22 protein-coding genes are annotated in these 21797 nt (G+C 70.9%); 7 read left to right on the forward strand and 15 right to left on the reverse strand.

The genetic code is table 11. The annotated features are described in order from the left end of the window. Positions 1 to 10: 10 nt before the first annotated feature. Positions 11 to 409, reverse strand: coding sequence for a 6-pyruvoyl trahydropterin synthase family protein (locus ACH4U7_RS03715; RefSeq protein WP_398526379.1), 399 nt, complete (start codon positions 407 to 409; stop codon positions 11 to 13). A 213-nt stretch (positions 410 to 622) separates the two neighbouring features. After that, a complete protein-coding gene (locus ACH4U7_RS03720; protein ID WP_398526380.1) occupies positions 623 to 1603 on the reverse strand; it encodes a zinc-binding alcohol dehydrogenase in 981 nt (326 codons plus the stop codon). A 134-nt stretch (positions 1604 to 1737) separates the two neighbouring features. On the opposite strand from ACH4U7_RS03720, the gene ACH4U7_RS03725 reads away from it, so the two are divergent. The 4 genes from ACH4U7_RS03725 to ACH4U7_RS03740 all read left to right on the forward strand — a co-directional run bounded on the left by ACH4U7_RS03725 (position 1738) and on the right by ACH4U7_RS03740 (position 5246). After that, a complete protein-coding gene (locus ACH4U7_RS03725; protein ID WP_398526381.1) occupies positions 1738 to 2514 on the forward strand; it encodes a CDP-alcohol phosphatidyltransferase family protein in 777 nt (258 codons plus the stop codon). A gap of 279 nt (positions 2515 to 2793) precedes the next feature. Next, on the forward strand, positions 2794 to 3912 hold the full coding sequence (locus tag ACH4U7_RS03730; RefSeq protein ID WP_398526382.1) for a mechanosensitive ion channel family protein: 1119 nt from the start codon (positions 2794 to 2796) through the stop codon (positions 3910 to 3912). Between the two features lie 155 nt (positions 3913 to 4067). After that, positions 4068 to 4631 carry a GNAT family N-acetyltransferase gene (locus ACH4U7_RS03735; protein ID WP_398526383.1) on the forward strand — a complete coding sequence of 188 codons (564 nt, stop codon included), beginning with the start codon at positions 4068 to 4070 and terminating at the stop codon, positions 4629 to 4631. Between the two features lie 165 nt (positions 4632 to 4796). Further along, on the forward strand, positions 4797 to 5246 hold the full coding sequence (locus ACH4U7_RS03740) for a lamin tail domain-containing protein (RefSeq protein WP_398526384.1): 450 nt from the start codon (positions 4797 to 4799) through the stop codon (positions 5244 to 5246). 82 nt (positions 5247 to 5328) lie between these two features. Here the strand turns inward: ACH4U7_RS03740 and ACH4U7_RS03745 are convergent, their stop codons facing one another. Both ACH4U7_RS03745 and ACH4U7_RS03750 read right to left on the reverse strand, forming a co-directional pair. Beyond that, on the reverse strand, positions 5329 to 5967 hold the full coding sequence (locus tag ACH4U7_RS03745; RefSeq protein ID WP_398526385.1) for a hypothetical protein: 639 nt from the start codon (positions 5965 to 5967) through the stop codon (positions 5329 to 5331). Positions 5968 to 6109: 142 nt separating this feature from the next. Then, positions 6110 to 6931, reverse strand: a complete 822-nt coding sequence (locus tag ACH4U7_RS03750) for a maleylpyruvate isomerase family mycothiol-dependent enzyme (protein WP_398526386.1) — start codon at positions 6929 to 6931, stop codon at positions 6110 to 6112. Positions 6932 to 7059: 128 nt separating this feature from the next. Between ACH4U7_RS03750 and ACH4U7_RS03755 the strand changes: the two genes are divergently transcribed. Further along, a complete protein-coding gene (locus ACH4U7_RS03755; RefSeq protein ID WP_398526387.1) occupies positions 7060 to 7983 on the forward strand; it encodes a phytoene/squalene synthase family protein in 924 nt (307 codons plus the stop codon). A gap of 108 nt (positions 7984 to 8091) precedes the next feature. Here the strand turns inward: ACH4U7_RS03755 and ACH4U7_RS03760 are convergent, their stop codons facing one another. The 11 genes from ACH4U7_RS03760 to ACH4U7_RS03810 are packed head-to-tail and all read right to left on the reverse strand — an operon-like array spanning position 8092 to position 19052. After that, on the reverse strand, positions 8092 to 9678 hold the full coding sequence (locus ACH4U7_RS03760; protein ID WP_398526388.1) for an MFS transporter: 1587 nt from the start codon (positions 9676 to 9678) through the stop codon (positions 8092 to 8094). Continuing rightward, a complete protein-coding gene (locus ACH4U7_RS03765) occupies positions 9675 to 10604 on the reverse strand; it encodes an NAD-dependent epimerase/dehydratase family protein (protein ID WP_398526389.1) in 930 nt (309 codons plus the stop codon). The genes ACH4U7_RS03760 and ACH4U7_RS03765 overlap by 4 nt, the downstream gene beginning before the upstream one ends. A gap of 3 nt (positions 10605 to 10607) precedes the next feature. Continuing rightward, positions 10608 to 11156: a hypothetical protein gene (locus tag ACH4U7_RS03770; RefSeq protein ID WP_398526390.1), complete on the reverse strand. Its 549-nt coding sequence runs from the start codon at positions 11154 to 11156 to the stop codon at positions 10608 to 10610. Continuing rightward, complete coding sequence (locus tag ACH4U7_RS03775) at positions 11153 to 12829, reverse strand: class I adenylate-forming enzyme family protein (RefSeq protein WP_398526391.1); 1677 nt, start codon at positions 12827 to 12829, stop codon at positions 11153 to 11155. The genes ACH4U7_RS03770 and ACH4U7_RS03775 overlap by 4 nt, the downstream gene beginning before the upstream one ends. Continuing rightward, positions 12816 to 13739 carry a hypothetical protein gene (locus tag ACH4U7_RS03780; protein ID WP_398526392.1) on the reverse strand — a complete coding sequence of 308 codons (924 nt, stop codon included), beginning with the start codon at positions 13737 to 13739 and terminating at the stop codon, positions 12816 to 12818. The genes ACH4U7_RS03775 and ACH4U7_RS03780 overlap by 14 nt, the downstream gene beginning before the upstream one ends. Next, positions 13736 to 14953 (reverse strand): beta-ketoacyl-[acyl-carrier-protein] synthase family protein, encoded by a 1218-nt coding sequence (locus ACH4U7_RS03785; protein ID WP_398526393.1) that lies wholly within the window; start codon positions 14951 to 14953, stop codon positions 13736 to 13738. Before ACH4U7_RS03785 ends, ACH4U7_RS03780 begins: the two co-directional genes overlap by 4 nt. Then, positions 14943 to 15266, reverse strand: coding sequence for an acyl carrier protein (locus ACH4U7_RS03790; protein ID WP_398526394.1), 324 nt, complete (start codon positions 15264 to 15266; stop codon positions 14943 to 14945). Before ACH4U7_RS03790 ends, ACH4U7_RS03785 begins: the two co-directional genes overlap by 11 nt. Beyond that, on the reverse strand, positions 15263 to 15538 hold the full coding sequence (locus tag ACH4U7_RS03795; RefSeq protein WP_014174207.1) for an acyl carrier protein: 276 nt from the start codon (positions 15536 to 15538) through the stop codon (positions 15263 to 15265). Before ACH4U7_RS03795 ends, ACH4U7_RS03790 begins: the two co-directional genes overlap by 4 nt. Before the next feature lie 57 nt (positions 15539 to 15595). Then, a complete protein-coding gene (locus ACH4U7_RS03800) occupies positions 15596 to 16990 on the reverse strand; it encodes a class I adenylate-forming enzyme family protein (RefSeq protein WP_398526395.1) in 1395 nt (464 codons plus the stop codon). After that, positions 16990 to 18201: a 3-dehydroquinate synthase II family protein gene (locus ACH4U7_RS03805; RefSeq protein ID WP_398526396.1), complete on the reverse strand. Its 1212-nt coding sequence runs from the start codon at positions 18199 to 18201 to the stop codon at positions 16990 to 16992. The genes ACH4U7_RS03800 and ACH4U7_RS03805 overlap by 1 nt, the downstream gene beginning before the upstream one ends. After that, positions 18198 to 19052, reverse strand: a complete 855-nt coding sequence (locus tag ACH4U7_RS03810; RefSeq protein ID WP_398526397.1) for a 2-amino-3,7-dideoxy-D-threo-hept-6-ulosonate synthase — start codon at positions 19050 to 19052, stop codon at positions 18198 to 18200. The genes ACH4U7_RS03805 and ACH4U7_RS03810 overlap by 4 nt, the downstream gene beginning before the upstream one ends. A 567-nt stretch (positions 19053 to 19619) precedes the next feature. On the opposite strand from ACH4U7_RS03810, the gene ACH4U7_RS03815 reads away from it, so the two are divergent. Further along, positions 19620 to 20978, forward strand: coding sequence for an MFS transporter (locus ACH4U7_RS03815; RefSeq protein ID WP_398526398.1), 1359 nt, complete (start codon positions 19620 to 19622; stop codon positions 20976 to 20978). A gap of 154 nt (positions 20979 to 21132) precedes the next feature. Beyond that, complete coding sequence (locus ACH4U7_RS03820; RefSeq protein ID WP_398526399.1) at positions 21133 to 21669, forward strand: hypothetical protein; 537 nt, start codon at positions 21133 to 21135, stop codon at positions 21667 to 21669. Positions 21670 to 21797: the final 128 nt, after the last annotated feature.

Raw genomic sequence — 21797 nt, forward strand, 5'->3', positions numbered from 1 at the left:
GGGCGCGCTCTCACAGATCCCGCTCGTAACTCGCCCAGGCGATATGCGACTCGTGCAGCGTGACCGTCAGCCCCGAAAGCCCCCGTGCACCCTCGCCCAGCTCCCCGGCGGCCACCCGGTCGGCGAGGCGGTCGGCGATGACCTTGGCCAGGAACTCCGTACTGGTGTTGATGCCCGCGAAGGCGGGGTCCTCGTCGAGGTTGCGGTAGTTCAGCTCGCCGACGACCGCATTCAGCTGCTGGGTGGCGAGGCCGATGTCGACCACGATGTTGTCGGCGTCCAGTTCGGCGCGCCGGAAGGTGGCGTCCACCAGGAACGTCGCCCCGTGCAGGCGCTGCGCGGGCCCGAAGACCTCTCCGCGGAAGCTGTGAGCGATCATCAGGTGATCACGAACGGTGATGCTGAACAACGAACGACCCTCCAGGTACGGCACGGCTGCTTGCGGCCCTCGACCGGGCCACGTCATGTAGTACGGCCCACCCGTCGACCTGGTTCAGAGCCGCGCTGGATTGTGCCGGATCCTGCCGGATTATCCTGACTGCTGCGAGCGTTCAGACCGCTCTTCGGACCGTTCGGACCGCTCAACCGACTCTTCGGACCGCTCAGGCCGATGTCGGACCGCTCAGGCCGACCCGTACCGCACACGGTGGCACAACCCCGGCAGCTCCCCGGACGCGAGGCGGGGCAGCACCTCCGGCAGCTCCTCGAAGGCGCACTCCCCGGTCACCAGCGCGTCGAGAGCGGGGTCGGCCAGCAGCTCCAGCGCCAGCGCCAGCCGGTCGGCGAAGGTGCGGCGCGAGCCCCGGGCCGGGGACACCGTCCCCACCTGGCTGCTGCGCACGACCAGACGGCGGGAGTGGAAAGCCTCGCCCAGCGGCAGGCTGACCCGCCGGTCGCCGTACCAGCTCAGCTCCAGGACCGTCCCCTCCGGCGCGAGGAGTTCGAGGGCGCGCGCGAGCCCGGCCTCGGTGGCGCTGGCGTGGACGACGAGATCACAGTCGCCCGCGGCCTCCTCGGGGAGCGCGAAGTCGACGCCCAGGGCCTCCGCGACCCCGGCGCGCGCGGGGTTCGCGTCGACCAGCTGGACGCGTACGGCCGGAAACCGGGCGAGCACGGCGGCCACGCTCGCGCCGACCATCCCGGCCCCGATCACCGCGATCCGGTCGCCGATCAACGGCGCCGCGTCCCACAGGGCGTTCACCGCCGTCTCCACCGTCCCGGCCAGCACGGCCCGCGCCGCCGGCACGGTCTCCGGCACCGGGGTGACGGCGCTCGCCGGGACGACAAACCGCGTCTGGTGTGGATACAGGCTGAAGACCGTACGGCCCAGCAGCGCGGCCGGGCCCTCCTCCACCACGCCGACGTTGAGATAGCCGTACTTGACCGGACCGGGGAACTCGCCCTCCTGGAACGGGGCCCGCATCGTGGCGTACTGGCTCTCCGGCACCCCGCCGCGGAAGACCAGGGTCTCCGTCCCCCGGCTCACCCCGGAGAACAGGGCGCGCACCACGACGTCGTCGGTGCCGGGCACCGGCAGCGGGACCTCCCGTACCTCGCCGTGGCCGGGTGAGCGGAGCCAGAAGGCGCGGGCGACGCGCTCCATCGACGTCCTCCAGAAAGATCGGGCCTGACAACGGGCTGAACACTTTGCCCGTCACGTACGTACTGACCATTACCAAGCCGCGAACACGGTACGCGGCACTCAACGACTCCGCCACAACAGCCGGAGGGTGCACGGTGGCTGCCCTGAACAACACATACGACACGACGCTGTTGCGGCAGGAGACGGCGGTGGGAGCGGTCGCACAGATACTCCTGCTGACACTTCTGGGCACCGCGCTCGGCCTGGGGCCCGCCGGCTGGCTGACGGGCCTGGCGTTCGCGTTCGCCACCTGGGCCGTGCTGACGCGCGCCGTGTGCCGCTCCTGGCTCAGGTCCTTCGGCGCCGCCAACCGCGTCACCCTGGCCCGCGCCACGCTGGTGGGGGGTGTGACCGCGCTGGTCGCCGACTCCTTCCAGAGCCCGCCCCGCGTCCCGGCCCTCGTCGCCCTCACCACGGTGGCGCTGATCCTCGACGCCGTCGACGGCAAGGTCGCCCGGCGCACCGGAACGGCGTCCCCCCTGGGGGCACGCTTCGACATGGAGGTCGACGCCTTCCTCATCCTGGTGCTCAGCGTCTACGTGGCCACCTCGCTGGGCCCGTGGGTGCTCACCATCGGCGCCATGCGCTACGCCTTCGTCGCGGCCGCCCGCGGCCTGCCCTGGCTGAACGAGCCACTGCCAGTGAACACCGCCCGCAAGGCGGTGGCCGCGCTCCAGGGAATCGCCCTGCTGGTGGCCGCCTCCGAGCTCCTACCGCACGTGGCGTCGCTCGCGGTGGTGCTGGTGGCGCTGGCGCTGCTCATCTGGTCCTTCGCACGCGACATCAGGTGGCTGTGGCAGACGAGGACCCGTCAGGACGCCACCGGTCGGCCCGCCAGCGTGGTCCGGCGTATGACCCACGCGGACGCCTGACGCGTGCGGCCACGTCGTGGCCTCGGCGGGCCCCTGGCTGGTTGGTGCCGTCCGCGCGGGAGGCATGAGGCAGGATGGCAGACCGCGTCAGGGCCCGGCACAACAGCCTCGGCGCAGCCCGACATCCCAGGCACGAGCAGGTGACACGGTGACAAGACAGCACTCCGAACTCCCCGGTAGACCCCGCCGCGAGCGCGCACCCGGACCGCGGCCCACCGCCCTGTGCGGCCGGAGCTGCCGCACATCGCGGCACGCTTCGCGGCGTACGGGGAGCGGCCGGTGACCCGCGCGCTCACCCTGCACGACCTCATCGTCGTCTGCGCCGCGTTGGCCGGGGGCCTGGCGATGGTCCTGTTGTCCCGTATGGCGCTGCGCTGGCTGGGGGAGCGGGCGCGCCGGACCCGGTGGACCGGCGACGACATCATCGTCGACGCGCTGCGTACCATCGCCCCCTGGGCGTCCCTCGTCGCGGGTGTGTCCGGGGCGGCCGCGGCCCTGCCACTGACCAGGGCCATCGACGACAGCGTCCACCAGGTGATGACCGCCGTGCTCATCCTGGCCACCACCATCGCCGTGGCCCGCGTGGTCGCCGATCTGGTGCGCAACCAGGCGCTGTCGCGGTCGGGAGTGGCGGGCAGCGCCACCATTTTCGTCAACATCACCCGCATCGCGGTGCTGGCGATGGGTGTCCTCATCCTGCTGGAAACGCTCGGCATCTCGATCGCCCCGCTGCTCACCGCGCTCGGCGTGGGCGGCCTCGCGGTCGCCCTGGCGCTCCAGGACACGCTGGCCAACCTCTTCGCGGGCGTCCACATCCTCGCCTCCAAGACGGTGCAGCCCGGCCACTACATCCGGCTCGGCAGCGGTGAGGAGGGTTACGTCGTCGACATCAACTGGCGTAACACCACGGTGCGTCAGCTCCCGGACAACCTGGTGATCATCCCGAACGCCAAGCTCGCCGGAGCCATCACCACCAATTACAATCAGCCCGAAGAGCAGATGTCGATCATGATCCAGGCGAGGGTCGACTACGACAGCGACCTCGAACAGGTCGAGCGGGTGAGCCTCGACGTCGCCGAAGAGGTGATGGCCGAGGTGTCCGGCGGCGTCCCGGACCATGAACCTGCCGTCCGGTTCCACACCTTCGGGGAAGCCGGTATCGACTTCTCGGTCATCCTGCGTGTCCAGGAATTCAGCGACCAGTTCCTGATCAAACATGAATTCCTCAAGCGGCTCCACCAGCGCTACCGGGCCGAGGGCATCGAGATCCCCCTGCCGGTGCGCACCGTCGTCCTGCAGCAGCCGGGCCAGATTCCGCTTCCAGGCCCCCGTACCCCGGAGGCCGTTCCGGGGGCCGGGGTGAAGTCATCGGTGTCGATGTCGAAGACCCCTCACTGAGCGGCGCCGCCGGATCGTTTCGCCATGTCGGATGCCGGGTCCTCAGCGGTACTGAGGACCCGGCGGGCTCGAATGCCGTACGGGCCCGTGGGCCCTGATGTGGTCGTGAGAAGATCCTTTTCGCCGTGTGCGCCGGCTTTGACGTGGAGGTGACCATGTACGCGATATCCCTGGGCGACGACGGTGCGGAGCTGCGCCCGCTCGAGCCCTGGCGGGCCGAGGAGTTCCTGGCCCATATGGACCGAGGACGGGAGCTGATCGGGCAGTTCATCGGGCTGGCCGACCGTGTAACGGACCTGGCGTCGAGCCGTGCGTATCTCCAGGCCTACGCGGAGAAGACCGCGGCCGACGCCGGGCGGATCTACGGCATCTGGGCGAACGGGGAACTGGTCGGCGGAGTCCTCTTCAGGACGATGGACCTGGCACAGGGCACCGCCGAGGCGGGCTGCTGGCTGGAGCCGTCGGCGGTCGGCAAGGGGCTGGTGACCCGAGCCGCGCGCGTGATCATCGACTGGGCCATCGAGGAGCGGGGCGTCCACCGCGTGGAGTGGCGGGCCGCGACAGGGAACAGGGCCAGCGTCGCCGTGGCCCAGCGCCTGGGGATGACGCAGGACGGCGTGCTGCGCGGGAACTTCCTGTACCGGGGCAAGCGCCACGACATCGAGATCTGGTCGGTCCTGGCCCCGGAGTGGCGGGCCGCAAAACAAGCCCCGTCGTAGACACCGCGCCCCTGCCCCCGTTCGCCCCCGCGGCTGACGTTCCTCGTCATTCACCCCCAGTATCCCAGTTCGGTAACGCTGCCCCCTTCATGTCGGTCCGCCCGTAGTGTGAGCGTCCTCGCCGGGACCAGGGGGGTGCCCGGCCATAGGGGAGGACGTTTCTTGTTGCCCACCCGCACTCTCGCCGCCGTCATAGCCACCGCGGCCGCAGCCGGCATCGCCCTGCTGCCCACCCAGGCGCAGGCCGCGGGCTCGATCCACCTGTACAAGGTCTATTACGACAGCCCCGGAAGCGACACCCGCTCCAACCCGAGCCTGAACGCCGAGTACGTACAGATCCGGAACACCACGGGTGCCGCCGTTCAGCTCAAGGGCTATACGGTCCGGGACAACACCGGCTACACCTTCACCTTCCCCTCGTACAAGATTGGTGCGGGGAAGACGGTGACGATTCACACCGGTAAGGGCACCCAGAGCGCCGGTCATGTCTACTGGGGGCGCGGAAATTACGTGTGGAACAACGACAAGGACACCGTGACCTTGCGGAAGCCGTCCGGTGCCTTCCGTGATTCGTGTCCGTACAACAGCACTCGCTACGACTACAAGATGTGCTGATCCAGGCCCGGTCCGGCGCCCCGACTCATGCCGAGGCCGGGGCGCCGGCGCCTGCGTGCCCGCGGCACGCGCCCGGGCGTGGTCAGGAGTCGTCGTGTTCGGTTCCGCCGAAGAAGTGCAGCTGCCCCTGCCAGCGGATCGGCTGGCCGGCCGGCAGAGGATCGTGCCCCAGATCGGGCAGGGGCACCTGTGACCAGTCGATGAACGGCCGCCCCTCGGCCGTCCGGTGAATCGCCTCGCGCAACTCGAATCCCTTGTCGGCGCTGCCGCGGACATGGGTCCATATGCCGCACTCGTGGTCCAGGCTGTGGTCGAGGCCGGCCAGCCATGTCTCGAGACAGCCCTCCGCCGCGCCGCGGACGGAGGACGGATCGCTGAGCAGCCAGACCCAGCCCTTGGTGCTACCGCTGTGCCCGATGAGATGGGTCATCTCCAGCAGATGGAAGCCGTGCGGATGGTGGGTGATGAGTCCGCCCGGCGGCTCGGGGAGCTCGACGTCCTCCAGGTGTTCTATGCGGGCCTTCGCGATGTGGTCATAGGGATCGATGCGCAGTACGTCCCGATAGGCATCCGCCGCGGCCTCATGCTCGCCCAGCCAGTGCAGCGCACACGCGCGCGAAAAGGCCACCAGGTTGTCGGACCCCTGCACGGCGAGCGTGCGTTCCGCCGCCCGCACCACTTCGGCTGCCAGTTCCCGGCCCTGCTCGTCCTCTTCATCCAAGTGGTGGTAGGTGCCGACCGTACGCCGTGCGCAGCCGCGCAGGTCGTCCCGGGCGCGGCGGAGGTGGGGTGCGGTTCGGTGATCCGGCGACCGTCGGCGTGGCGCTGCGGGTCCTCGGGCCCGCAGACAGGATCGCGCCGGATCAGGGCGGGGTGAAGAGAGCGGGAAAGCGCGGGGCCAGCCAGGGCTTGCGGCCCCAGGCCAGGACGCGTCCCCAGGCGAGGGCGCCCCATGGGCCGAGGCGGCCCAGCGCCACCAGGAGAAAGGCGACCGGCTCCATGAGGATCGTGCAGTCCGGGCGGCCCGGCGGCCGTGGATCGACGGCCACCGCGCCGTCGGCGAACGTGGCGCCGAAGCGCGCGCCGCCCCCGAGGCGGAGTGCGTAGCGGGCCGTGTGCCCGGCGGCGGCGGGGCTGACGACCCGGTCCATCGCCACCATCAGGAACGGCAGGCACAGTTCGGCTCGGGCACGGCTGACCATATGCGGACGGCCCAGCGCACGGGCGAGGTCATAACCGTGGCCGAGCATATGCGTCAGCAGATACGACCCCAGTACGTCCATGCTCATCGGGCCCATGGGGCTGACCAGTTCGCCGTGCGCCGCGGGCTGCCTGGCCGCCACCTCGAGGAACGCGTCGGCCTGCGCCACGATCATGGCTGCCAGCGGCCCGGCGCCGCGCTCGGTGAACGCCGCGAGCGCGACCTCGTTGGCCTCGGCCAGCCCGCCCGGCGTGCCATCGCCGTACGGGCGCGACTTCCCGGCCGCGACGTCCGCCATCAGCTCATTGGCCTGCGCCAGATGTGCCGCCACCTCCCCGACCGACCACCGCGACCCGGGCACCGGCGCCCCCGTGTCGGCCGCGCCGCGCAACAGCACGGCGATATCCCCGGCGGTGGCGCGTATCGCCTCGCCCAGTCCCGCGGGCCGCAAGCCCCCGATGTCCCGCTCACTCACGGATCCCACCGCTCTCCCTCATCCAGCCGGACCGCTCCCCGGCGCGTACCCACTCCTCCCACACATGGCCCGAGACCGCTACCGGCTGGACGTATAAAGGAACCGCGCGTGGACTCGAGGGACCGGGAGGGTCGGCCATGGGCGTATGGGGCAGGGCGCTTGATGCCGCGGGGATCAGCGATCGGACGTTGCGTGACGACTACGCGCGCCAGCGGAAACTGGTCGCGAGATACCGACGCAGTTCCTATCTCGCGGCGCGCATGCTTCTGCCCCGGCCGCTGCTGCCGCATCTGATCACGGCGATCGCCTTTATGCACCACACCGACAACCTCCTCGACAGCGGCCCCGAGGCCGAGCGCCCCGCGGCCTACGCACGGTGGGAGAAGGAAGTCCGCGAGGGCCTGGCCGCCGGTGAAAGCGATCACCCGGCCATCCGGCCGCTGCTGTACACCGTCTCCGCCCACCCCGACTTCCGCGCCCGCGTCGAGGACTTCCTCGACGCGGCGGCCACAGAGCTGGAGTTCACCGGCTTCGCCACCGAAGCGGACTATCAGCGCTACGTCGACCAGTACGCGCTGCCCGCGTTCATGCTGATCGCGGGTCTGATCGCCGGGGATGACCCTCCGTCGGGCTACCGCGAGGCGTGCCGTACGTATATCGACGGCAGTCAGCGCCTCGACTTCGCCAACGACCTGTCCGAAGACCTCTCCGAGGGGCGCCTCAACCTCGTGCGCAGCACGCTCGCCGCCCACGGTGTCACCCGCGCCGATCTGGAGAGTGCCCGGGACACTCCCGGAACCCGGAGCCTTCTCGAACGCCTCCTCGGCCAGGCCCGTCAGAGCCTGGCCGCGAGCCGGAGCCTGGTCGATCTCGCACCGGCCGAGGGCCGCCCACTGTTCCGTGCCGTGATCGAAATCGAGGACCTGACCGCCATCGCGGCCACCGCCAAGGGCCCCGCCCTGCTCCACGCCCCCGCCCGTCCACCCGCGCAGGCCATCGCGCGCGTGCTCCTCCGGGAGCGCCGCCATGTCCGCCGGCTGCGCGGCCCTGCGGGTCTGTGACGAGCGTCAGGCTCCAAGGTTCGAACGCGTACTCCCTGGCGTTCAGCCCGGACGGCAAGTCGCTGGCCGCCAGCCCTGACGCCCCGGCCCATCCCTGCCGTGTGGCCACTACGCGGTTTCCACCTGCCCGTCCCGCGCCTCCCGTGGTTCTTCCGGCTCTTCCTGGAGGTCCTTCGGCCCCGCTTCCCGGAAACGCAGCCCCACGACACTCACGGCGAACCCGACGAGGGCCAGTGCGGCGGTCCAGAGCGTGGCCGCGTACATCGCGTCCAGGAAGGCGCGGTCGGCCGTCTCCGCCAGTTGCGGCAGCCGTAAGGAATGCGCCAGCGAGCGTGCCGCCTCGGCCGAGGTCCGGGCCTGCTCCTCGGGACCGGGCGGCAGCCCCCGCGGACCGCCGGGCAGCGTGGCATCGGCCATCCGCTCCCGGTACACCCCGGAGAGGACCGAGCCGGCCATCGCCACCCCGAGTGTCCCGCCCACCTGCCGCGTAACGCTGTTGACGGCGGATCCGGCGCCCGCGAGATGCTGTGGCACCGCGCTCATCATCACGGCGGTGACCGGTGTGCCGATCAGGCCCATGCCGAATCCCTGCACCAGCAGCAGTGCGGCGATGGTCGGGACCGGGGTCCGCTCGTCGAACCACAGATAGGCGAGGTACGTGGCCGCGGTGATCAGTATTCCGGCCGCGACCGTCCACCGGGCCGACAGCCGCCGGCTCATCGCCGGGGACGCCTGACTGCCCAGGACGATGCCGACCGCGGCGGCGATCATCACGGTTCCGGCGCGCGCGGGGGAGAGCCCCAAGGGCCCCTGGAGATAGAAGGCCGCGTAGAACAGATGGCCGGCCAGCGCCATGAACGCGAGCAGCAGCACCACGCTCCCGGCCGTGAACCCGGGCTGCCGGAAGAGCCGCACATCCAGGCTGGGCGCCGGGGATCTGCGCTGACCGGCTACGAAGGCGGCCAGCAGCGCGCCGCCCAGCAGCAGCGGAAGCAGGACGTGCGGCCCGTACCAGGTCTCCCCGTTGCCCAGCTCGATGACCCCGTAGACCAGGCCACCGAGACCGAGCACCGACAGGGCAAGACCCGGCAGATCGAGCACCTGCCGCCGTGCGCCGCCCAGTTCGGGAACGACGGCCACCACTCCGGCCAGACACAGGGCGACAATCGGCACATTGACCAGGAACACCGACCCCCACCAGAAGTGGCTGAGCAGCGCCCCGCCGGCGACCGGGCCGACGGCCACGCCGAGGCCGCTGGACGAGCTCCAGATCGCGATCGCACGGGTGCGCTTCTCCGCCGGGGTGCTCCGTACGATGATCGCCAGTGTCGCGGGCATCAGCAGCGCACTGCCGGCGCCCATGAAGCCGCGCGCCACGATGAGCCAGGCCGGACTTCCGGCGAACGCACCGGCACCGGAGGCGGCGCCGAACAGCGCCAGACCGGCGAGCAGGGTGGTACGGGGACCGAAGCGGTCGGCCAGCGCGCCGCCCGCGAAGAGGGTGCCGGCGAAGACCAGGGTGTAGGCGCTCGCCACCCACTCCAGTTCGGCGGGGGTCGCGCCCAGGCCCCGGTCCGGATCGGCCAGGGTGGTGACGGCGACATTGAGGATCGAGGTGTCCAGCCAGATCAGCATCTGGGCGCAGATCACGACCAGGACGACGGCCCACGACCGGGACGGGGCGGCTCTGGTCATTCCGCGCCCAGCCCGTCGCGCCAGCTCGGCCGCAGCGGCTTCCAGCCCAGCGCCGTACGCGCCCGGCCGCCCGCCGCCCCGCGCGCCGCGGTGAGCTGATGGGTGATGAACCAGCCGAGCAGCCGGGGCGCGAGCGCGGCCGGGATCGTGCGTGGCGGCGGGCCGCCCAGCGCTCGGGCGTAGGCCGGAAGCCACTGCGCGGCCGGGGCCGGCTCGTCGTCCGTCACATGGAAGACGCCGGTGGCGTCCGACTCGACGGCGGCGACGGTGGCCGCCACCGCGTCTTCCACATGCAGGAACGAGGTGATCCCGGACGCGCCCTCGGGGAGCGGGAGCCGGCCGGCCAGCACCGCCTGTCCGGTCCCGCCGGTACGGGCGTACGCGGTTCCGGCGCCGTACAGCGTGCCGTACCGCAGCACCACGCCCGCGAGGTCGGGGCTGTCCAGGACCAGCCGTTCCAGCTCGGCGACGGCCCGTACGGTCGCCGCCCAGCCGGGGTCGGGGGCGTCCACGTACAGCGGCGCGTCCTCGTCGAGGACCGGATCCCCGGCCGGCGCGGCGGCGAACGCGATGCTCTGCGCGACCAGCCGCCGGGCCCCGACCGCGCGGGCCGCCGCGACCAGATGGGCGGTGCCCTCGGTACGCAGCCGCGCGGTCAGCGCGAAGGCCTCCGCGGGGTCGTCGCGTAACAGCCGCAGCGCCGTCATCTGGTGGACGACCACCTCGGGCCTGGCGGCCGAGACCGCCGACAGCAGGGCCTGTTGGTCAAGGGCGTCGGCGACCACGACCGTGTCGGCGTCTTCGTTCAGGGCCTTCGCCCGGGACTCCTCCCGTACCAGCGCGCTCACCTGGTGGCCCCGCGCCCGCAGCGCGCCCACCAGCGGGTGTCCGATCACTCCGGTCGCCCCGGCGACAAGTATCCGCAACGGTCAGCCCTCCGCACCGGGAGAAAGGGGTGTGCCCACCCGCATCAGCAGGTGGCACGCCGCATCGCCCTCCCGCAGACAACTCGTGGCCCGGTTCTCCGACAGGGGCACGCCGAGCCCTTCGGACCAGCCCGCGTGGACGTCGGTGCACGGGCACTGGTAGCCCTCCAGCGAACCGGCCATCCGCACCATGGTGATGGCGAAGTTCCGCCGCAGCGTGAGCACGATCAGATCGTCCCCGGCCACCTCGGTGGAGGCGTTGCGCAGCTCTCGCGGGAACATCCGGTCGCCGCACTCGTCGTACCGGCGGCGCAGCTCCTCCAGGTCCTTGGCGCCGTCACCGCTGTCGGGCAGCGCGCCGCTCCACCGGGCGACCTGCTGCCCGACCTTGAGGGCGATCTTGCGCATCGCCTCGGCGTTGATCTCGTTCGCGACCTGCTGTCCGAACCGCTTGGCCACCCCCTGATACCAGTTGGCGTCGTGCTGCCACCACAGCCGGTATGCCTCCAGTGTCCGGGCGCGGTGGTTGACCCCGTCTTCACCCGTACTCATATGTGCTCCTTGGCCGCGAACCTGTCGCGTATCACTCGTTTGAGAACCTTGCCCGTGGCGCCCTTTGCCACGTCGTCGGGCTTCATCCGCAGGGCCCGCGTCACCGGGGGGAATCCGGCATCGGCGAGGGCGGTGTTGACCCGTCCGGTCCACGTCTCATCGCGGTCGCCGTCGCTGCCGTCGTCGCCGTCGCTGTCGTCCGCGAGCTGGAGCAGCGCGTACGCCTCGGCCTCTCCGTCGCCGTCCCAGTCCGCCCGTACCCCCTTCGGGGCGACCCCGACGAGCGTGCAGTCGGCCAGCTCGGGCAGCTCCCGCAGCAGCAACTCCTCGGTACGGGTGCTGAACAGGATTCCGTTCCGGGTGCGGATGGCGTCCGGGGCACGGTCGAGGTGGTAGAAGTTGCCTTCCTCGTCCTGGTAGGCGAGGTCCCCGGTGAGCCAGTAGCCGCCCAGCCGCAGCCGGTGGAAGGTCAGCGAGTCGTTCCAGTACCCCGGGGTGAGCGTGGGCGACTTCAGCCCCAGGCGGCCGACCTGCCCGGGCGGCAGCGGGGTGCCGTCCTCGCCGAGCACGGCGGCCTGGGCGAAGCTGATCGGCTTGCCGACGCAGCGCGAGTAGGCCGAGGTGTCCTTGGTGTGCCGGTTGTGGAAGACCGAGTAGCCGGCTTCCGACGAGCCGAGCCCGTCGACGAAGACCGAGCCCTCGACCCGGGTACGGCGCAGGTCCCTGCCGATCCGCTCATGGCGGCCGTGCTGGACCAGGGCCCGGATATGCGCCTCGTGCGCGGCGTCCCCGGTGTTGAACCAGACCTGCACACTGGACAGGTCCCGGGCCCCCAGGTCGGCCGCGGCCATCTCGCCGAAGGTCGCCGCGAAGGCCAGCACCGTACTTGGCCGGAACTTCTCGATGGCGTCCAGCACATCGGCGCCGCGCTGGCTGGAGAGCAGTTTGATGTGCGCGCGCAGCAGCAGGCAGTACAGCAGCGTCGCCACCGCGGCGTTGTGCGCGCCCGGCAGCCCCACCAGCGTGCGCTCCATATCGGCGCCGGTGGAGTAGCGGAGCCGGTGCACCTGTGCGTACATCAGCGTCCGGTGGGTGTGCGGCACGCCCTTGGGCATCCCGGTGGTGCCCGAGGAGTGGGAGATGATCACCGGGTCGGTCGGGTCGTGCCGGTACGGGTAGGACCGGGGCAGCAACTCGCGGTGGGTCGGCCGGATCTCGGCGGCGGTCACGCAGAAACCCAGCCCGGACCCGGACAGCACGGCATGGTGGTCGTGGTCGGTGAAGGCGCCCACCGCGCCCTGTCCGCGTACGTACTCCTGGGCGATCTCCGGGGGCAGATTGCCGTTGACGAACGACGGGATGGCGCCGAGGGACGTCAGCGCCAGGAAGTTCACCGCGAACTCGGTGCTGGAGGCGGTGTGCACGGCGACCGGATCGCGGGGCCGCACGCCCTGGGCGGCGTACCAGCCCGCGTAGGTCTCGACCGCCTCGTCCAGCTGACCGAGCGTCAGCGTCTCGGGGCGGCTGCCGTCCGGTGCCTGCCAGCTGCCGTCCGTCCACAGCACGGGCTCGTCGAGTGGGCGGCCGTACGCCTTCAGGCGGTGCAGGACATTGCCGGCACCGAGCTCGGTGTCGGAGCAGATCCGCGCCCGCTCCTGCCTAGTGATGAGCATGGGTCTCCCTGTCGTCCCTTACGGCGTGCGCGTCCGTCGGCGCGCTCTGGGGAGTTTCCGTGTCGGCGGTGAGCCGGAACGCGGTGCGGCCGCCCCGCGCGCCCGGCTCCGTCACCAGGAGGTGACTGCCGCTGTCCCGCAGCAGCCGCCGGTGGGCGGCGGCCAGGTCGAACAGGCCCACGATGTTTCCGGGATGCCCGGGGGCCTCGGTGCCGACTGCCTCGCCGTGGGTGGCGTGGTCGGCGTCGTACGCCTCGGCCGACCGGAGCGAGACCGGTGCCTCGGCGCCCGGCCGGCCGAGCAGCACCGCCGCAGCCAGCCCGGCGGGCGTCGACAGGGGCGGGACGGGGCGGCCGCTGTCGACGGCCAGTTCCCGGTACGCGGCGGCCACCCTTGCCCAGCCATCGGCCGGGGGGACCCCCTCCTCACGGCGTTCTCCGCCGCCCAGCTCGACACCCAGCACCAGGACCCGGTCCAGCTCCGGGTCCTCCAGCAGCAGATCCGCCATGGCCAGCAGCTCGGTCACCGGATCGTCAAGGGTGGAGAGGCTGAACGTCTGCCCGGTGATCCCGAACTCCCGGCTCGTATAGCCCAGTACGGAGTTGGCGGTGGCCTGCATGAACAGCAGCGGATTGTGCACCTGCCCGGAGACCATCCGCCGACTGGCCAGATCCGCGGTGGTGGTGTCGCCCATCAGACTGGCCAGCGCCACGGCGGTACGTGAGCCGTCCCCGGGCCGTTCGGTGAGGCACTGCCGGCTGACCTCGTACGCCAGCGGGCTGAACGACGACTCCACGAAACCGGGCAGCCGCGGCAGCGGGAGGTCGTCGTCCCGCCCGGTGCCGAGCGTCGCGGTGGCGGTGGCGAGGATGCCCAAGGGAGAGCGGAGTACCGTCTTCTCGGTCTTCACGGCCGCTCCAGCACGAGTGCGGTGTTGGCGCCCCCGAAGGCGGCGTTGACGGTGAGGGCCCGGCGCAGATCGGCCGTACGCGGCTGGTTCGGCACATAGTCCAGGTCGCACTCCGGGGCCGAGCGGGTGAACCCGGCGGTCGGCGGCAGTACGCCGTCCAGCAGGGCCAGCATCGTGATCACGAACTCCACCACGCCCGCGGCCTCCAGGAGATGGCCGGTGGTGCTCTTGGTGGAGCTGATGGGTATGGCCTCGGCCCGCTCGGGGAAGGCGGTCCGCAGTCCGCGGGTCTCCGCCCCGTCGTTGTACTTGGTGCCGGTCCCATGGGCGTTGACATAGCCGAGGCCCGCCCCGTCCGGGTCCCCGGCGCGCCGCATCGCCTGCCGTGCCGCGCGTGCCAGCCCGACACCCTCCGGATGCGGTTGGGCGATGTGGTGGGTGTCCGTGGCCGCGCCCCAGCCCACCACGGTGGCCAGCGGCCGGGCACCGCGGCGCCGGGCGTGTTCGGCGGACTCCAGCACGACGGCCGCCACCCCGTCGCCCAGCAGCAGTCCACTGCGGTCGGCACTGAACGGGCGCACCGCGCCGTCGCGGGACAGCGCCCGCCCGGAGTCGAACTTGGCGAAGGTCTCCTCCTCCACCAGGTATCCACCCGCGCAGACCGCCGCGTCGATCCGGCCCGAGGAGATCAGCCGGCAGGCATGGATGATCGCCGCGGCGGAGGCGACACAGGCGTTGGTGAAGGTGAGCCGTGGCCCGGCCAGCGCGAGCCGCGCGGCCAGCAGTTCGGCGAGGTGCGCGGGCACGGCGTCGGCGGCCCGCTCCGCCGCCCCGGCCGCGGTGTGTGGGGCCGCTTCCACGTCCTGCCGGCGCCCGGGCGTGGCGCCGGCGGCGGTTCGCCAGTGGCGGGTGATGCTGGTGCAGTCGCCGGCGACGCCGAGCAGCACCGCCGCCTGCGTACCCGGCCGGAGGCCCGCCATGTCGACGGCTTCCGTGCCGCACTGCGCGAGCGCATGGCGCAGCGCCCAGTCCTCGACCGCGTCGGGTCCGTCCGGGGCGACGCCCGCCATCGGCGTACGGTACGGGCCGGTGTCGAACCTCGTGGTGGCGCGGAACGAGGGGACTCCCGCGAACACCCCGCGCCGTAGGGCCTCGGCGCCGGTGCCGAACGCGGTGCGCACACCGAAACCGGTCACCGTCACCTCACCGGTCATCGCGGCCGCCCTCTGCCGCCCTCTCCTGGGGCCGGTCCGTCTGTGCGGCGCGCAGATACGCGGTGAGCCGCCGCAGCGAGGTCAGCCCGACGACGTCCTCGTCGCTGGGTTCCACGACCAGGCCGTAGCGCTCCTCCACCACATGAAGCAGCCACACCAACCCGAGGGAGTCCAGTACCAGTTCGGCGTCCTCGTCGAGCTCGGCGGGCACCGCCGGGAAGACCCTGCGGTCCGACAGCAGCTCCCGGACGGTGTCGGTGGTGATGGGGGACAGGGCAAGACCGCCGTCGCTCGCTGTGTCTCCCGCGCTCATGCCTTCGCACCGCGTCGGGCGACCTCGGCGACGAGTTGGCCGAGGTTCAGGGAGGCCAGCGGCTCGATGTCGGCGTCCGGGATCTCTACGCCGAACCGCGACTCCAGCCGCAGGGTGAGCTCGATCAGGCTCAGCGAGTCGAGCTCAAGCCCCTCGACGGTCACCGGGCTCTCGTCTGTGATGCCGTCGCGGCTCGTCAGGAGGCTCATCTCGTCGATGACCGTGGCCAGGACGAACTCGCGGATCTCGCCCTCCAGCGTTGGCGTGTCCATGAATGAAATCCTCACGTGAAAGAAAAGTTGTACGAAGGTGTGAACAGCCCCGGCCGGCTACCCTCCGACCGTCGCGGCCGCCTGCAGCGTGGCGGCCTGGCGCACCAGCTTCCCGTTGGACGTGCGGGGCAGGGTGTCCAGCAGCCGGATCACCCGCGGCAGCTTGTAGTCGGCAAGCCGCTCCCGGCACCAGCGCAGCAGCTCCTCGGCGGACGGGCGGTCGTCACCGGCGGTCAGCGCGACATAGGCCTCGGTCACGCCCTCGTGGACCAGAACCGCCTGCTCGACCCCCGGGTGCCCGCGGAGCACATTCTCGACCTCGGTGAGATCCACTTTGAGGCCGCCGATCACGACGAGGGAGTCGGCGCGGCCGCGCACCTGGACCGCCCCGGTGCCGTCCACCGTGGCCCGGTCCCTGGTGTGCAGCCAGCCGTCCGCGAACTGGGCGCCGCCCGAGTCGAAGAGATACGGCGAGTCCTCGAGCGCGACGTCGAGTTCGCCCCCGTGCTCACGGACCACCACACCCGGTACGGTCCGGCCGACCGACGGCCGCAGCGCGCCGCTGACGTCCATGGCGACCACACCGCTCTCCGTGGTCCCGTAGGACTCGCCGACCGGTACGCCGTACCGTTCGGTGAACCGTGCCGCGACCTCGGGGGGCATCATCTCGCCGCCCGACACCGCGACCCGCAGCTCGGGCAGTTCGGGGGGATCGATGGCGGCAGCGAGCAGTTCGTAGTGCATCGGCACCCCGAACAGGGCGGTGATCCGGTGGTCGACCGCCGTCCGCAGGATGTCGCGGGCCGAGACCCGGGGCGCGAAGACCACGGAGACACCGGCCGCCAGCGAGTGCAGCAGCCCGCCGATCAGACCGAAACTGTGCGCCGTCGAACTGAGCAGCAGCAGTCGGTCGCCCTCGCCGGGCATACCGCGGATCGAGGCGAACCGGTCCACTTCGGCCTCGATCGACCGGGCGGTCCTGCCGATCACCTTCGGCCGTCCGGTGGAGCCCGAGCTGAACTGGACCAGCCGGTGCCCGGTGGTGGCTGGTCGGCCGGTTCTTCGGCACTCGGTGACGATCTCGTACTCGGGCCGGAAGCCGGATGCCCCCTGGACGTTGGAACCGGCCCGGACCATGAACTGCGGTCGGCAGGAGGCGCAGAGAGCTTCCACTTCGGCCGGTTTGAGCCGGAAGTCGAAGAGCATCACCTGGGCACCGAGCCGCCACAGTGTGAGCAACACCTCGACCTGGGTGAAACTGGGCGGCGTCCGCAGGCCCACGGCGCTGCCCGGACCGATGCCGTATCCGGCGAACACCTCGGCCTGCTTGGCCACCCGCTCCCGTAACTCACCCCGTGAGATGGTCAGCTGCTTATGCGTCAGATAGGCGAGGTTGTCATTCCGCCCGTCGAACAGCCTCTGGATCACGGGTGCCATGCCTGTGGTGTCCATCAGAATTCCTTGCAGAACTCGCCGATCGGCAGGCCCACATGGCGCTTGTCCGTGGCCAGATAGCCGAGCAGTTCATCGCCGGTCCGCAGCTCGGTGACGTTGAGGACCTTCCCGCCCGGGCCGAGCACCCGTACATGCCAGTCGTCCTGCACGGTCAGGCTGACCAACTGCCCGTCCTCGGCGTGGGCGCGGATCTCCAGCAGCGGCCGGGACTCCAGCTTGGCGCGGCCGACCACGACCCGCCGGGTGCGGCCGTCGGCGCCGACCGCCAGCAGGGCGTGGCCGGAGCCCACCTCGCTCAGATAGCTGGTGCGGTTCTCGGGCCCGAGCGTGTACGAGTGCAGGGCGCCGGCGTTGACCCGGAACGGCCGGGTCGGCATGTACGGCAGCGGATGGGTTTCACTGCAGCAGAGGATGAACCCGGAGGAGTACGAGCCGACGAGGATGCCCTCGTCCTCCTCGAAGTGCGAGCAGGTGTCCACACAGACCCGGTCGCCGAGCCCGACGTGCTGGATGCTCTCCACGGTCAGCGTGGCCAGCTCCAACTGCGGTGTGGTGGCCTCCAGCAGCCGGGCCAGCGCGAACACCTCGTCGGCGGTGCGGGGCGGGTACAGGATGCCGTCCGAGCCGCGCTCCAGCACATCGAAGACGATGGCCGCCTCTTCCAGGTCGGCGACGGTGGTGAGCAGCTTGCCCTCGGCGGACTCGGCCGCGGCGAGCACGATCTCCAGCGGGATCTTGGTCGGGTCGGCGAAGTGGATGACGGTGTACGGCAGTGCCATGGCGCCCGCGCACGACAGCCGCAGGGTGCGGTCGTCGCGTACGTCGATGAAGCCCGCGGTGGGTGTGCCACTGGCGGCGCGGTTGTCCGCGGCGAGGCCGTCGAGCTCGTCCTGAGTGGTGAACGTCCGCAGCAGGACGTCCCATCCGGTGCCGGCCGGGGATGTGGTGGTGGCCGGGTATGCGATGGTGGCCTTCGCCTCCTTGGAATCCCCCTTGGTTTCCTTCGTCTCCTTGGCGCCGGGCTTCTTCGCGGTGTCCGTGGCCGGATCCCCGGGGATCAGCACCCGGGTGACGGTCGGGGGCAGCGTCGCAAGCAGCTCGGCATCGGTGGCCAGCACCCCGGCCATCCGGGTGTGGACGGCCGCGTCCACCACCGCTTGGAGCTGTGGCCCCGGGACTTCACGCAGATCGATCCATGCAAACCTCATGCGATACCTGCCACCATCGTCGAGTAATGGGCCATGTCATCGGTCCGTCCGTCGGGACGCGTTGCCGGTTCGGTGCCGTCACCGCCGCTGCCACTGCCGCCGTGTACGACCGCGGAGAGCCGGGACACCAGCGCGGCGGGTGAGGGGGAGGTGAAGACCCGGCGGCCGATGGCCAGCCCCCGACAGCCGGAGGCCATGACGGCGGTGCCGTATTCGATGAGGTCGGAGCCGTCCGGCGGGCCTCCGGCCGCCAGGATGGGGATGGGGCTGTTGGCCACCACCTCGGCCATCCGGTCGAGCGGCAGGGCGACGGAGGTCTTCACCATGTCGGCGCCCAGATCCGCGGCGACATTGGCCAGATGCGAGAGCAGGGCGGGATCGTGCGGGTTCTCGATCCGCGGGCCCCGGGGGTAGACCATCGCGATCAGCGGCATGCCCCACGCATCGCAGGAGCGGGCCACCGCCCCCAGATCGGCGAGCTGCTGTGCTTCCGTGTCCGACCCGATGTTCACATGCACGCTGACCGCGTCCGCACCGAGCCGCAACGCCTCCTCGACATCGCCGACCAGCACCTTGGCGTTGACATCGGCGGAGCAGGCGGTACTGGCGCTCAAGTGCACCACCAGGGCGCAGCTCTTGAGGATGTCCGGTGCGAGGGCACGGGCGCGTCCCTTGTGGACGACGATCCCGTCCGCCCCGCCGGCCACCAGCGCCCGCAGCAGATCGGCCCACTGGTCGGCGGGGACGATCGGGCCGTCCGACACGCTGTGGTCGAGTGGGACGAGCAGGTGTTTGTCGTCACCCGCCAACGACAGTCGTCTTAGGCGAAATAACTTGCCGTTTTTCATCATGGGTAATGCGCCTTCCATACCCAGAGGCCGCATGGCAAGGTCTGGCAGCGGCTTCGAGTGAAAATCCTGGAAAAGCGGAACTACGGCATCCCGTTGGGGCCTCCATGGCCGAAAAAGAGCGGTCATGAAACTTTCAAGTTCTTGCCCGCCTCAGCATTCACCGGGTGATCGCCCGTTGGCAAGGTGTGACTGCCTGGGAATTTTTACACCGAACCCCGCATACTTATTGGCCCTCGACCGGGTCGTTGGGGGTAGAGTCGTGGTCATGGTGGGTCGTTATGCGGAAAGTGGTGGGGGTGGTGCCGCATGGTGCGCTCTGTGCGACTTTTGGAGATGTGTCCACCCGTAGCCGCGGCGGACGTTTATGGCTGGTGAGCTGTGTAAAGAGGCGCTTATTCGTCTCCGGAACCCGCGACATCCCCCGGCTAAATCGGATGACCAGGCTTCCTTGTCGAAATCGAATTTCGGGGTTTAGAGTGACACCCCGCTCCGATTCGTGTTGCATGCGAGGCCGTCCCCATCTGGACCCGGACCGTTTGGTTCCGGGCATACCGGAAGTGAACCCCCATGCCCGATTCCCCCGCCAAGATCGCGCTCGAGACCGCCCGTCCCAGACCGGCCGTCGCACCACCGCCGGAACCGAAGAGCAAGGCAGCGCGGATCGCCGTCGCGAGCCTGATCGGCACCACGATCGAGTACTACGACTTCGCCGTGTACGGCACCGCCGCCGCGCTCGTCCTTGGCCCCGCCTTCTTCCCCTCCGGCAACGACACCGCCTCCTCCATGGCGGCGTTCCTCACGTTCGCCGCGGCCTTCCTGGCCCGCCCCCTCGGCGTCGTACTGTTCGGGACGATCGGTGACCGGCTGGGCCGCCGACGGGCCCTGGTCACCTCACTGTTGCTGATGGGCGTGGCAACGGTGGGCGTCGGACTGTTGCCGACCTATGAGACCGCGGGACTCCTCGCTCCCGTCCTGCTGGTGACGCTCCGGCTGCTGCAGGGCGTGAGCATGGGAGGCGAGTGGGGTGGCGCGGTGCTGCTCTCCGTGGAACACGCGCCACCCGGGCGCCGGGCGCTGTACGCGTCCATTCCCCAGGCCGGCCCCTCACTCGGCTTCCTGCTGTCCAGCGCCGTCATCCTGCCCACCCTCCACCTCGCGGGCCGGGACGGCTTCACCCATGGCGCCTGGCGGATCCCCTTCCTGCTCAGCACCGTCCTCGTCCTGATCGGCCTGTGGGTGCGTACGACGGTCTCCGAGTCACCCGTGTTCAGCCCGGCGGCCACACGTACAACACCTGCGCCGACGCCGGTGTCCCGCTTTCCGCTCGGTGTACTTCTCCAACAGCATCCCGGTCGGCTGCTGCTCGGCGTCGGCGCGGCGCTCGGTGGCTCAGCCGTCTACTACCTGACGATCGTCTACAGCATCTCGTACGGCCCGAAGTCACTCGACATCCCCCAGAACACGATGCTGACCGCCGCGAGCGTCGGTGCCGCGGCCGGAATCGCCATCACCGTCCCGGCCGCCAGGCTCGCCGACCGGGTCGGCCGCCGCCCGGTGATGCTGACCGGGGCCGTCGGCTGCGTGTTATGGGCCGTGCCCATGTACGCCTCGCTGAGCTCGCGCGACGCCCTGACGATCACCGGCGCCTATACGGTCGGACTCGTGTTGCTCGCGCTGATGTTCTCTCCGGTGGCGGCATTCCTGGCCGAACTGTTCCCCGCCCGGCTGCGCTACACCGGTGCCTCCGCGGCCTTCATCCTCGCCAACACCCTTGGTGGCGGCTTCGCCCCGTCCATCGCCACCTGGCTGAACAGCCAGTGGGATTCACCGCTCGTGCTCGGCTTCTACACCGGCGGGCTCTGTCTGGTGAGCCTCCTGTGCCTGCTGGCCCTGCCGGAGACCCGCGACTGCGAGTTCGACACGTAGACGGTCGGTGTCCGCTGTGCCTCCGCGCGGACACGAGCGAGGCCGAACTCGTCGGCCGCCCGCCCTGCGGGCGGCGATTACCGCAGGTGCTAGCGTGAAACGGATCCGGCCGGTCCGTCCGGCGAACCTGTGTCCTGACGGGGGACCTTCCGCCATGCGCCACCTTCCTCGCGTCGCCACGTTCGGCGCCCTCGCCGCCTCCGCCCTCCTCGCCCTCTCGGCCTGCTCCAGTGGCGGCTCGGACGACGCATCGTCCGATGCCGACGGGAAGAGCGGGAAGCAGAGCGGGCAGCAGCGCGCGAGCAGCAGCGGCTCGCCGGGAGCGAAGGCCACGTCGTCGCCGTCCGCCGGGGCGAGTGGTGCGGCCGATGGATCCGGCCCCGCCCAGCCCGTCACGTCCAAGGTCGAGGTCAGCATCAAGTCGTGCCAGCTGCGCGACGCGGCCAAGCTGTTCGCGGTCGTCCAGCTCGACAACGTGAACGGCTCGGCGGACTACGCCTACACCGTCAAGGTCCGCTTTCTGAACTCCGCGCACCCCGACAAGGCGGTCTACGCCACCCTCGCCGACCAGCCCGTCCAGGCCGGAGCCCGGAAGAGCGCGCTCGCGTCCGCCGCCTGGAAGGGCGACTCCGCCGCGATGCCGCAGACCTGCGAGGTGGCCAAGGCGACCAAGGTGAAGCTGGCCGGCTGACCCCGGCCGCGGCCGCGTGTGGTCGGGGTCGCGCCACGGAGTGTCGCCGCCGTCACCGGGACCCGTCCCGGTGACGGCGGCGAACAATGGCGAACGACCACGCCCGTTCCGCACCAGGGGGAGATCCG

Source organism: Streptomyces sp. NPDC020845 (genome assembly GCF_044334165.1).
Lineage (GTDB): Bacteria > Actinomycetota > Actinomycetes > Streptomycetales > Streptomycetaceae > Streptomyces.

What these genes read in the sequence shown, in the direction of transcription:
- ACH4U7_RS03775 (WP_398526391.1), bottom strand. Translation starts at nt 12,829, where the DNA reads ATGCTCATCACTAGGCAGGAGCGGGCGCGGATCTGCTCCGACACCGAG.
- ACH4U7_RS03735 (WP_398526383.1), top strand. Translation starts at nt 4,068, where the DNA reads ATGTACGCGATATCCCTGGGCGACGACGGTGCGGAGCTGCGCCCGCTC.
- ACH4U7_RS03795 (WP_014174207.1), bottom strand. Translation starts at nt 15,538, where the DNA reads ATGGACACGCCAACGCTGGAGGGCGAGATCCGCGAGTTCGTCCTGGCC.
- ACH4U7_RS03790 (WP_398526394.1), bottom strand. Translation starts at nt 15,266, where the DNA reads ATGAGCGCGGGAGACACAGCGAGCGACGGCGGTCTTGCCCTGTCCCCC.
- ACH4U7_RS03800 (WP_398526395.1), bottom strand. Translation starts at nt 16,990, where the DNA reads ATGGACACCACAGGCATGGCACCCGTGATCCAGAGGCTGTTCGACGGG.
- ACH4U7_RS03805 (WP_398526396.1), bottom strand. Translation starts at nt 18,201, where the DNA reads ATGAGGTTTGCATGGATCGATCTGCGTGAAGTCCCGGGGCCACAGCTC.
- ACH4U7_RS03760 (WP_398526388.1), bottom strand. Translation starts at nt 9,678, where the DNA reads ATGACCAGAGCCGCCCCGTCCCGGTCGTGGGCCGTCGTCCTGGTCGTG.
- ACH4U7_RS03770 (WP_398526390.1), bottom strand. Translation starts at nt 11,156, where the DNA reads ATGAGTACGGGTGAAGACGGGGTCAACCACCGCGCCCGGACACTGGAG.
- ACH4U7_RS03815 (WP_398526398.1), top strand. Translation starts at nt 19,620, where the DNA reads ATGCCCGATTCCCCCGCCAAGATCGCGCTCGAGACCGCCCGTCCCAGA.
- ACH4U7_RS03785 (WP_398526393.1), bottom strand. Translation starts at nt 14,953, where the DNA reads ATGACCGGTGAGGTGACGGTGACCGGTTTCGGTGTGCGCACCGCGTTC.
- ACH4U7_RS03755 (WP_398526387.1), top strand. Translation starts at nt 7,060, where the DNA reads ATGGGCGTATGGGGCAGGGCGCTTGATGCCGCGGGGATCAGCGATCGG.
- ACH4U7_RS03810 (WP_398526397.1), bottom strand. Translation starts at nt 19,052, where the DNA reads ATGATGAAAAACGGCAAGTTATTTCGCCTAAGACGACTGTCGTTGGCG.
- ACH4U7_RS03820 (WP_398526399.1), top strand. Translation starts at nt 21,133, where the DNA reads ATGCGCCACCTTCCTCGCGTCGCCACGTTCGGCGCCCTCGCCGCCTCC.
- ACH4U7_RS03720 (WP_398526380.1), bottom strand. Translation starts at nt 1,603, where the DNA reads ATGGAGCGCGTCGCCCGCGCCTTCTGGCTCCGCTCACCCGGCCACGGC.